Annotated in this window: 9 protein-coding genes; all 9 read left to right on the top strand. The window is 75.1% G+C overall.

Annotated elements, in window-relative coordinates; genetic code table 11:
* The first annotated feature begins 132 nt into the window (after positions 1-132).
* On the top strand, positions 133-1,554 hold the full coding sequence (locus tag HCN56_RS18945) for an NADH-quinone oxidoreductase subunit C (RefSeq protein ID WP_312871296.1): 1,422 nt from the start codon (positions 133-135) through the stop codon (positions 1,552-1,554).
* The gene (locus HCN56_RS18950; protein WP_209314045.1) at positions 1,554-2,513 is read left to right on the top strand and encodes a complex I subunit 1/NuoH family protein; all 960 of its coding nucleotides are present in this window, start codon (positions 1,554-1,556) and stop codon (positions 2,511-2,513) included. Before HCN56_RS18945 ends, HCN56_RS18950 begins: the two co-directional genes overlap by 1 nt.
* Positions 2,514-2,560: 47 nt before the next feature.
* Positions 2,561-3,097, top strand: a complete 537-nt coding sequence (locus HCN56_RS18955; RefSeq protein WP_167972765.1) for a 4Fe-4S binding protein — start codon at positions 2,561-2,563, stop codon at positions 3,095-3,097.
* Positions 3,094-3,678, top strand: coding sequence for an NADH-quinone oxidoreductase subunit J family protein (locus tag HCN56_RS18960; RefSeq protein ID WP_312871297.1), 585 nt, complete (start codon positions 3,094-3,096; stop codon positions 3,676-3,678). Before HCN56_RS18955 ends, HCN56_RS18960 begins: the two co-directional genes overlap by 4 nt.
* Complete coding sequence (nuoK, locus tag HCN56_RS18965; protein ID WP_167972755.1) at positions 3,678-4,085, top strand: NADH-quinone oxidoreductase subunit NuoK; 408 nt, start codon at positions 3,678-3,680, stop codon at positions 4,083-4,085. The genes HCN56_RS18960 and nuoK overlap by 1 nt, the downstream gene beginning before the upstream one ends.
* Positions 4,082-6,001, top strand: a complete 1,920-nt coding sequence (locus HCN56_RS18970; protein ID WP_167972757.1) for an NADH-quinone oxidoreductase subunit 5 family protein — start codon at positions 4,082-4,084, stop codon at positions 5,999-6,001. Before nuoK ends, HCN56_RS18970 begins: the two co-directional genes overlap by 4 nt.
* Positions 6,002-6,008: 7 nt before the next feature.
* On the top strand, positions 6,009-7,847 hold the full coding sequence (locus tag HCN56_RS18975) for a complex I subunit 4 family protein (protein WP_167972759.1): 1,839 nt from the start codon (positions 6,009-6,011) through the stop codon (positions 7,845-7,847).
* Positions 7,844-9,541 (top strand): NADH-quinone oxidoreductase subunit N, encoded by a 1,698-nt coding sequence (locus HCN56_RS18980; protein WP_167972761.1) that lies wholly within the window; start codon positions 7,844-7,846, stop codon positions 9,539-9,541. The genes HCN56_RS18975 and HCN56_RS18980 overlap by 4 nt, the downstream gene beginning before the upstream one ends.
* A 236-nt stretch (positions 9,542-9,777) precedes the next feature.
* Entirely contained in the window at positions 9,778-10,974 is a 1,197-nt protein-coding gene (locus HCN56_RS18985; protein ID WP_245246734.1) for a peptidoglycan recognition protein family protein, read from the top strand.
* Positions 10,975-11,034: the final 60 nt, after the last annotated feature.

Below are 11,034 nucleotides of genomic sequence, written 5' to 3' on the forward strand. Positions count from 1 at the left end.
GGGCGCCGCCGGGCCGAGCGCCGCCGGGGCCGGCGCCGACGAGGCGGGAGCGGGTACCGCCGGGTCGGGGTCCGACAGCGCGGGTGCCGACAGCGGGCGGCCGGGCGACCCGAGCACCCCGGAGGAGCAGCGGTGACCGGCTGGCTGCCCGCCCCCGCCGAGGAGCTGTTCGGGCCCGGCGCCGCCGCCTCCGAGGCGTACGGGACGCTGACGGTCGACGTCCCCGCCACCGCGTGGACGGCCGCCGCGACGACGGCGCGCGACCGGCTGGGGTGTGACTTCTTCGACTGGCTCAGCGCCGTGGACGAGCCCGGCACCGGCTTCCTCGTCTGCCTCCACCTCGTCGCACTCCCCGGCGCCCCCGCCGGCGGTGCCGCCGGGGGCCCGCCGCGCGCCCTGCTGCTGCGCACCACCGTGCCGCACGCGGCCCCCGAACTGGCGACACTGACCGAGCTGTTCGCCGGGGCCGCCTGGCACGAGCGGGAGACCCACGAGATGTTCGGCGTGCGGTTCACCGGCCACCCGGGCCTGGAACCGCTGCTGCTGCCCGACGGCTTCGAAGGGCACCCGCTGCGGAAGGACTTCGTGCTGGCGGCCCGCGTCGTGAAGGCGTGGCCCGGCGCCAAGGAGCCGGGCGAGGCCGGCGCGGGCGCCCCGCGCCGCCGCCAGATGCTGCCGCCCGGTGTGCCCGACCCCAACGAGTGGGGCCCGCTCAAGGGCACCCTGCCGGACGCCCCCGTCCGACGAGCCGCGCCCGCGCGCGGCGCCGCCCGGCGGCGCCCCGGCGGCCCCGACGCGCCGACCGGCACCACCACCGAACCGACCGGTACCGAGGCGGGCCCGCCCGGCGCGGCGCCGGAGAGCGCCGGGGGAACCCCCGACGCCGCCGCACCCCGCCGGCCGCGCCGCACCCGCTCGGCGAGCGACGGTTCGGCGAGCCAGCGGGCTGCGGGTGAGGCGTCGGGGGGCGTGCCGGAGGGTGCTCCGGGAGGTGAGCCGCGGCGACCGCGCCGGTCGCGGTCGGCCGGTGACGGTTCGGCGAGCCAGCGGGCTGCGGGTGAGGCGTCGGGCGGTGTGCCGGAGGGTGCTCCGGGAGGTGAGCCGCGGCGACCGCGCCGGTCGCGGTCGGCCGGTGACGGTTCGGCGAGCCAGCGGGCTGCCGGAACCGGTCCGGTCGCCCCCGTCGACGGGCCGTCGGTGCCCGGCCGCCGCAGCACCGACGCCCCCTGGCACGCCCCCGGGCCGGCGGAGCCCCCGAAGCCGGGCGCGGCGGATCAGGCGGCCGAAGCCGCCTCCACGACCGAGGCCGACCGCCCCGGCGAGGCCCCGGCGGCCGGCACCCCGGAATCGGGCGCGGCCGACCCGGGCGAGACCGCCGGTAGCACCGCCGACACCGCCGCCGATGGCATCGCCGCCGCCGACACCGCCGCCGCCGACACCGCCGCCGCCGACAGTGACGGCGACACCGACGGTGACACCGACGGCGACACCGACGGTGACACCGCCGAGGGCACCGCCGAGGGCACCGCCGACCGGCGCGAGGGGGACGGCTGATGGACCTGCTCGACGTGACGTTGCGCGTCGTCGCCGTACTGGTGGCCTTCCTCGTCCTGCCGCTCCTGGTCGGCCAGGCCGAGCACAAGGTCATGGCCCACATGCAGGGCCGGGTCGGCCCGATGCACGCCGGCGGCTTCCACGGATGGGCGCAACTCGTCGCCGACGGAGTGAAGTTCGCGCAGAAGGAGGACACCGTCCCGGCCGGTGCCGACCGGCGGATCTTCCAACTCGCCCCCGCCGTGGCCCTGGTGCCCTACTGCGTGGTGCTCGTCGCGATCCCGCTCGGCCCCGGTGGCCTCGTCGGCCAGGTCATCGACGCCGGTGTCTTCTTCGTGCTCGCGGTCCTCGGCATCGGCATCCTCGGCCAGCTGATGGGCGGTTGGGCCAGCAACAACAAGTACTCGCTGCTGGGCGGCATGCGCACGGCCGCACAGCTCATGGCCTACGAACTGCCGCTGATCCTCGCCGCGGCCTCCGTCGTGATGGCCGCCGGGACGCTCAGCCTCACCGGCATCCTCGACGGGTTCCAGTGGTGGTGGGTGCCCTGGCAGCTGGTCGGCGCCTTCGTCTTCTTCACGGCGGGCATCGCCGAGCTGCACCGGCCGCCGTTCGATGCGCCGATCGCCCCCGAGGAGATCGTGTTCGGTGCGTTCACGGAGTACTCCGGGCTGCGGTTCGCGCTCTTCCTGCTGGCGGAGTACGCGGGGATCGTCGTGATCTCCGCGCTGACCGCCGTCCTCTTCTTCGGCGGTTGGCACGGGCCGTTCCCCGACCAGCTGGGCTGGCTCTGGATGCTGCTCAAGACCGGCGCGCTGTGCTTCCTCGTCATCTGGGCGCGGGTCGCCTGGCCCCGGCTGCGCGCCGACCAGATCCAGAAGTTCGCCTGGACGGTCCTCGTTCCCCTGGCCCTGGCGCAGATCGCGCTGACCGGCGTCGTCAAGGTGGTGATCTCTTGAGCTTCGGCTCCGGGCTGGCGAAAGGGCTGGCCGTGACGTTCCGCGCGATGACCCGGCGTGCGGTGACCCAGCAGTACCCCGAGAACCTGCCCTCCCTGCCGCCGCGCACCCGCGGCGTCATCGGGCTGTTCGAGGAGAACTGCACCGTCTGCATGCTCTGCGCCCGCGAGTGCCCCGACTGGTGCATCTACATCGACTCCCACAAGGAGACGGCGCCGCCGGCCGCGCCGGGCGGGCGGGAGCGCAGCCGGAACGTGCTGGACCGGTTCGCCATCGACTTCTCGCTCTGCATGTACTGCGGCATCTGCGTGGAGGTCTGCCCCTTCGACGCGCTCTTCTGGTCGCCGGAGTTCGAGTACGCCGAGACCGACATCCGCGAACTGACGCACGAGCGCGAGAAGTTGCGCGAGTGGATGTGGACGGTCCCGGAACCGCCACCGCTCACCGAGGCGGCCGTCGAGGCCAAGGAGCTGACCGCCGCCCGCCGCGCCGCCGAACGCGCCGCGCAGGAGCAGGAGCAGGAGCAGGGCCAGGAGCAGGGCCGGGACCGGCCCGCCGGCGACGAGACGGGGGAGTCGCGGTGAGCGCCGGCGCGCTGCCGGTGCTGGCCGCCGTCGGCGAGAGCGGACGCAGCGTGCTCTCGCCCTCGGGCGTCGAGATCGTCTTCCTGCTGGTCGCCGTGGTCGTCCTCGGTGCTGCGATCCTCTGCGTCACCAGCCGCCACCTGGTCCACGCCGCGCTGTACCTCGTCGTCGCCCTCGGCGGCCTCGCCGTCGAGTACCTGCTGCTGACGGCCGAGTTCATCGCCTGGGTGCAGGTCCTCATCTACCTCGGCTCCGTGGTGGTCCTGCTGCTGTTCGGGCTGATGCTGACCCGTGCCCCCATCGGGCCGTCCCCCGACGCCGACTCGCGGAACAAGCCCGTCGCGCTGGTGGTGGCGCTGGCCGCCGCGGCGACACTCGTGACGCTCGTCGTGGACGCCTTCCGCACCACCTGGATCGACCTCTCCACGCCGCACGGCCGGTCCGACGCCCTCGGCGAGAGCCTGTTCCGCACCTGGGTGCTGCCGTTCGAGGCACTGTCGGTGCTGCTGCTCGCCGCCCTCGTCGGTGCCATCGTCATCTCGCGCGCCCGCCGCGACGACTCCGAGGAGGGCAGGCGCTGATGCACCTCGTCCATCCGGCCACCCTCGCCGTGCTGTTGTTCTGCGTCGGCCTCTACGGCGTGCTGGCCCGACGCAACACCGTGCTGGTGCTGATGTCGGTGGAGCTGATGCTGGCGGCCGTCAGCCTCAACCTCGTCGCCTTCGACGTGTGGTTGGCCGACGAACTCCACTCCGGCCAGGTCTTCACGCTGTTCCTGATCGCGCTCGCCGCCGCCGAGATCGGCATCGGCCTCGCCATCGTGCTGCTGGTGTACCGCCGCCGCGGCACCGTCGCCCTCGACCGGCTCCGCGCGCTGCGCGACGGGCCCGGCGCCGACGAGGCCGCCGAGGCGGCCGGGCCCACCGACGCGGCAGCGCGGCCCACCGCGATCGACGCCGCGCGCGGACAGGAGACCACCACCCCGTGACCACCACCACCGCGGCCGTCCTCGTCCCGCTGCTGCCGTTCGCCGCCGCCGCGCTGATACTCCTGACCGGCCGCGCCGCGCCCGGATTCGTGCGGCCGCTGGCCGTGCTGCCGACGCTGGCGGCCACCGCCCTCGCCGTGCTGGTCGCCGTCCGCCAGGGCGGTGACGCCCCGCTCACCGCGGCCACCGTCCTCACCCCCACCGGCGACCCGGCCCTGCCCGTCGAACTGGCGCTGCACCTCGACGGGTTCGCCGTCCTCGTCGCCGCGCTGGTCGCCGTCGTCGCCACGGCCGTCCAGCTCTACTCGACCGGCTACCTCCGCGACGACCCCCGCTACCCCTCCTACGCGGCGCTGGTCTCGCTCTTCACCGCCGCGATGCTGCTCGTCGTCTACACCGACGACCTGATCGTGCTGCTCGTCGGCTGGGAAGTCATGGGCATCTGCTCCTACTTCCTCGTCGGCCACTACTGGGAGCGCCCCGCCGCCCGCGCCGCCTCGCTCAAGGCGTTCCTGGTCACCAAGCTCGGCGACGTGCCGTTCCTCATCGGCATCCTCGTCCTCGCCTCCGAGGCCGGCACCTTCCGGATCAGCCACATCGTCAACGGACTCACCTCGTCCCTCGCCGACTTCGAGCTGGAGCGCCCCACCCTTGTCGCGCTGCTGCTGCTCGTCGGCGTCGCGGGTAAGTCCGCGCAGTTGCCGCTCCACACCTGGCTGCCCGGCGCCATGGCCGGCCCCACCCCGGTCTCCGCCCTCATCCACGCGGCGACCATGGTCGCCGCCGGTGTCTACGTCGTGGCCCGGCTGCTGCCGGTCTTCACCTCCTCCACCGCAGCGCTGCTGGTCCTCGCCGTCGTCGCCGCGCTCACCGCCGTCGGAGCGGCGATCGCCGCCCTCGCGCAGGACGACCTCAAACGGGTCCTCGCCTACTCCACCATCGGCCAACTCGGCCTCATGGCGGGCGCGCTGGCCGTCGGCAGCCGCGACGCCGCCGTCTTCCACCTGCTGACGCACGGTGCGTTCAAGGCGCTGCTGTTCCTCGCCGCCGGTGTGCTGATCACCGTCGCCGGCACCGGGTCCCTCGGCGTCATGGCCCGCACCCGTGACATAAAGCGCCGTGCCCCCGACGCGTTCTGGGCCATGACCATCGGCCTGCTCGCGCTCGCCGCGATCCCCCCGTTCTCCGGGTTCTTCTCCAAGGAGGCGATCCTGCACGCGGCGGAGACCGCGGCCCTGGACCCGGCAGGCGCCCCCGCGGGAGTGCCCGCCGCCGGGGCGTGGCTGGTGCTCGTCGCCACCCTGCTGACGGCGCTGCTCACCGCCGCCTACGCGACCCGGCTGTGGCTCATGGCCTTCCACGACCCGGTCTCCGCACGGCCGGAACCCCTGCCGCAGCCCCCGGCCGTCAGCGGCGTCACCACCCTCGTCCTCTGGCTGCTGGCCGTCCCCGCGCTGCTCATGGGGCTCGGCTACCGCTGGCTGCCGTCCTGGCTCGACGGCACCTCGCTCGCCCCCACGCTCGGCACCTCGGCCGTCGCCACCGGCGCCGCCGTCATCGGCGGCGTCGCGACCTGGGCCGCCTGGCGACGCCGCTACGAGATGGACGAACCGCCCGACCCCGGGCTGTCGCTGCTCGGCTCACGCTTCCACCGCGGCGCCGCCGCCGGGTTCCACCTCGACGCCGCGACCACCGCCCTCGCCGCCCGCCCCACCGAGGGCGCCGCCCGGCTCACCCGCTTCCTCGACCGTGCCGTGGTCGACACCTACGTCCGCGGGGCGGCCGCCCTGCCCGGGCTCCTCGGCCACCTCGTCCGACGGGCCCAGAACGGCAACGCCCAGACCTACCTCACCGTGCTGGTCGCCGCCGTCATCGTGCTGCTCGTGACCACCGCCCTCGCAAGCACCGGAGGCTGAGAGTCCCGTGCTCCCGCTCAACGACTCCGTGACGGCGCCGCTGCTGGCCGCCACCGTGGCCCTGCCCCTCCTCGCGGCGGTGGTCGTGCTCCTGCTGCCGCGCGGCCCCGGGTCCACCCGCACCGCCGGGCGGATCGGCACCGCCGTCACCGGCGCCGCCCTCGCCGGGACACTGCTGCTCGCGGCGGCCTTCGACCGCGACGCCGCCGGTGCGCCGCAGGCGGTGACGGACGTGGCGTGGGTCCCGGCGCTCGGCATCCGCCTCCACCTCGGGGTGGACGGCATCTCGCTGCCGCTGCTGGTCCTCACCGCGCTCCTGTGCTTCCTCTGCGCCGTGCACGTGCTGCGGCGCCCGCCCGCCGGGGAGGGCGGTGCGGGCCCGCGCGGCCTCGTCGCGCTGCTGCTGGTGCTGGAGACGGGCACCCTCGCCACCTTCGCCGCGCTCGACCTCATCCTGTTCTTCCTGGCGTTCGAGACCGTGCTGATCCCGATGTACTTCGTCATCAGCCGGTGGGGCGGCGCCGAACGGGCCACCGCCGCGTGGAAGTTCGTGCTGTACACCCTGCTGGGGTCCGTGGTGATGCTGCTGGGCTTCCTGCTGGTCGGGCTCCAGGCCGGCACCTTCGACATGGTGGTGCTCGCCGAGGCCCACGGCGACGGACTCAGCCGCACCACCCAGATCCTCGCCGTCCTCGCCATCGGCATCGGGCTGGCGGTGAAGACCCCGATGTGGCCGCTGCACAGCTGGCTCCCCGACGCCCACACCGCGGCCCCCACCGTCGGCTCCGTGCTCCTCGCCGGCGTCCTGCTGAAGCTCGGCACCTACGGTCTCGTCCGCATCGTGCTGCCGGTCGCCCCGGAGGGCATCCGCTTCTTCGCGCCCTACCTCGCCGCGTTCGCCGTGACCGGCATCATCTACGGGTCGCTCGCCTGCCTCGCCCTGGTGCGCTCCGGCGCCGGCGGTGACCTCAAGCGCCTCATCGCCTACTCGTCGGTGGGCCACATGGGGTTCGTGCTGCTCGGCATCGCCACCCTCACGCCGACCGGCGTCAACGGCGCGCTCTTCGCCAACATCGCCCACGGCGTGATCACCGCCCTGCTGTTCCTCGTGGCCGGCGCGGTCAAGGAGCGCACCGGCACCACCGACCTCGACCGCCTCGCCGCCCACGGCGGAGGGGCCCGGCTCTACGGACGGACGCCCCGGCTCGGGGCGCTCCTCGCCTTCACCGCCGTCGCCTCCCTCGGCCTCCCCGGGCTCGCGGGCTTCTGGGGTGAACTCCTCGCGATGCTCGGGGCGTTCAACCCCGCCGAAGGGCTCAACCGCCCGGTGTTCGTCGTCTGCCTCGCGATCGCCGGCCTCGGCACGCTCCTCACGGCCGCCTACCTCCTCCAGGTCGTCCGCCGCGTCTGCGCGGGCTCGCCGCCCACCCCCGGGGCGGGGGCAGGACGTCCGGACGTCCCCACCGGCGCGCACGGCGCCACCCCGGCCGCCCCCGGCGACGCCGACGGAACGGGCGCCGACACGGGGGACGCGGGCGGCACAGCCACAGGCACAGCCACAGCCACAGGCACAGCCACAGCCACAGGCACAGCCACAGCCACAGGCACAGTCGACGCGGCCGGCGCCGCTGCCGTCAGGGCGCAGCGCACCGTCACCGCCACGGCGACCGCCGCGCCACCGGCGGAAGCGGCCCGGCAACCGGAACTGCCCGACCTCCACCGGGACGAGTCGGCGCTCTTTCTGCCGCTCGCCGCCCTCACCCTGCTGATCGGCCTCTGGCCCGCGCTGCTGCTGCGGCTGACCGACCCCGCCGTGCAGCTCCTGCTGGAAGGAGTCGGCCGATGAGCCTCGTCCAGACCATCGACTGGATCGCCCTCGCCCCGCCCACTGTCGTCGCCGTCACCGCCGTCGCGGTGCTCCTCACCGACCTCTTCCTCCCCGAGGCGCGCAAGCGGCACCTGGGGACCATCGCGGCCGCCGGGCTCGCCCTCGCGCTGCTGACCCTGCTGCCGCTCCACCGGGGGGACCGCACCAGCTTCTGCCTGGCCGACCGGCCCGACGTCTGCTCCTACAGCGCCGACACCTTCGCCGTCGTCATCCAACTCATCGTCCTCGGCGGTGCGTTGATCGCGGCACTCCTCACCCTCCCGGAGCTGACGCGGCAGCGGGGCGACGACGCCGCCGGCGCGCTGCCGCGCGGCGAGTTCTGGTTCCTGCTGCTGGCCTCCGCCTCCGGCGCCGCTCTCCTCCCCGCCGCCCGGGACCTCGCCACCCTCGTCCTCGCCATGGAGGTCACCACCCTCCCGGCCTACGCCCTCGTCGCGCTGCGCCGCGGCGACCGGCTCGGGCCGGAGGCGGCGCTCAAGTTCTTCCTCACCTCGGTCGTCGCGACCGCCGTCACGCTGCTCGGCATCAGCTTCGTCTACGCGGGCTCCGGCAGCCTCTTCCTCGGCGGCATCGCCGACGGGCTGGCGGCCGCCGACCCCGCGCTCGACGCGTTGATCCGCGCCGGGGTCGTCCTGACCCTCGTCGGATTCGCCTTCAAGACGGCCGCCGTCCCCTTCCACTTCTGGGTACCGGACACCTACCTCGGCGCCCCGCTGCCCGTCGCCGCCTATTTGTCGGTGGTCAGCAAGACCGCCGGTCTCGCCGGGCTGGTCCTCGTCACCTCCGTCGCCTTCGCCGGCCTCGGCAGCGTCTGGGGCCCGGTCCTCGCCGTGCTCGCCGCCCTCACCATGACCGCCGGCAACGTCGCCGCGCTCCGCACCCGACCCGACCGCGACCGCAGCACGGTCCGCTTGCTCGCCTGGTCCTCGGTCGCACAGGCCGGCTACCTGCTCGTCCCGCTCGCCGCCGCCGGCTACGCCCGGGACGCCGACGCCCGGTCGGCGGCGATCGGCGCGACCGTCGCCTACGCGGTCATGTACGCGGTGGTGAACCTCGGCACGTTCGCCGTCGCCGCCCACGTGGCGGAGCGTGCCGGCCGCCACCGGCTGACCGACCACCGCGGCTTGCACGACCGGAACCCGCTGACGGCGCTCGCCCTCGGCTTCTTCCTGCTGTGCCTGGCCGGGCTGCCGCCGGGGATCGCCGGCCTCTTCGCGAAGATCGCGGTGATCCGCTCCGCCGTCCAGGAGGAACTGGCCGTGCTGGCCGTGGTGGCGGCGGTCAACGTCGTCATCGCCCTCGTCTACTACCTGCGGTGGGCGGCGCTGCTCTTCCGCCCGGCCGCGCCGGGGCCGGACGCCGCCCTTCCTGCGGCGGTCTCTACGGTCGGCGGCACTGCCGCATCAGCCGACGCAGCCGGGCCGGTCGGACCAGCCGGATCAGCCGGGTCGGTCGAACCAGGGGAGCCGGGGGAGCCCGGCGAGCCCGAGGCGGATACCGCCTCGGCGCCTGCCGCAGCCGCGGCGGGCCGCGGCCCGCGGCCTGCCGCGCCGGTCGCCGTCGCAATCGCTGTCACCGCGCTACTGGCCCTGGCCCTCTCCGTCGCGCCCCAGCTGATGCTCGGCCTGACGAGTGCCGGCACCTTCTTCTGACGCACCCCTGCCGGGCCGGAGGCACGCCGCCCCGGGGTCACCCTTTCGGGCGATCACCAGGGCAGCCACCGTGGGCACTCTGCGGCCGAACCGCCCGTGGGGGCAGTCCTGCTGAGGTGATGTCCGCGTAACCCTCGCCGGGTGGCAGCGCTGCTAGGTTGCCGTCCACGTTCGGCCGGGTGCGCCGCGCAGCGGGCCCCGGCCCCCGCGTCCCCGGCTCGAAGGGAACTCCACCCATGGCTCAGCCGCCCCACGAATCCGCCGACTCCGCACCGTCCGGCAACCCCCCGCCGCCCCAGGCGCCCGACGCCACGACCGGAGGCCGCCGCCCGATCCCCCTCCTCAGCCGTCGCGGGCTGATGGCCGCCGTCGGCCTGGCCGCGGCCACCACCGCCACCCCGACCGTCGTCGCGGCGGCCGGCCGGGACCACGGCGGTGTCGGCCCCGGCACCCCCACCGGTCGGCCCCGGAACGGAACCGTCGAACGGTCCTTCCCCGAGACCCGCAGCGGCGAGCCCACCGACGCGACCGCCGCAGCCCTGGCGTTCTCCGCCGGATGGATCGTCGCCCGCTGGGACGGCTCGGCCGAGGGCGGCCGCGTGCGGTTCAGCACGCCGGAGGGCGACGGCGCCTGGAGCGCGCTCCCCGCGACCTGCTCCTCCGCCAACGGCGGCGCCCGCCTCATCGCCGCCGACGGCGCCACGGGCTACCGGGTCCAGCCGCCCGCGGGCGCACGGAACCTCCGGACCCGGGCCCTCGACACCACCGGAGGCCCGCGCCGCCGGGCGCGCGTGCCCGAGGAGCACCCCCGGCTGCGCGGCATCTCCTACCTCTCCCGAGCCGAATGGGGCGCGGACGAGTCCAAGCGGTTCCGTCCGAACGGCGCGGAGATCATGCCCCCGGCGTTCTACCCGCTCCAGACGATCACCCTCCACCACACCGACACCGCCAACAACGCCCCCGATCCGGCGGCCGTCGTCCGCGCCATCTACGACGTCCACGCCGTCGACAACGGCTGGGGCGACATCGGCTACCAGTTCCTCGTCGACGAGGCGGGCCGGATCTACGAGGGCCGCTGGTCCGGTGCTGCCGGAATGCCCGGCCACGACGCCCGGGGGAACATGGTCACCGCCGCCCACGTCGGCGGCGCCAACTCCGGCAACCTCGGCATCGCGCTGCTGGGCAACCTGACAGGGCGCCCGCCCACCGAGGCCGCCCGGACCGCGCTGACCGAGCTGTGCACCGCCCTGGCCCGGCTCCACGGGCTGGACCCGCTGGCGCGCATCCGGTTCGTGAACCCGGTCGACGGCAGCACGCGCGAGGTGCAGAGCATCAGCGGCCACCGCGACTGGATGGCGACCGAGTGCCCGGGCGACGTCATGTACGCCGAACTCGCCGCCCTGCGCAGCGGCGTCGCCGCCGCCGGACGCTGAACCCTCCCCGCGCGCCGTCCCGCTCCACCGCGCCGCGCCGGCCCACGGGCAGCGGCGGCG

Source organism: Streptomyces lonarensis (assembly GCF_012033735.1).
In the GTDB taxonomy this organism is placed as follows: domain Bacteria; phylum Actinomycetota; class Actinomycetes; order Streptomycetales; family Streptomycetaceae; genus Streptomyces; species Streptomyces lonarensis.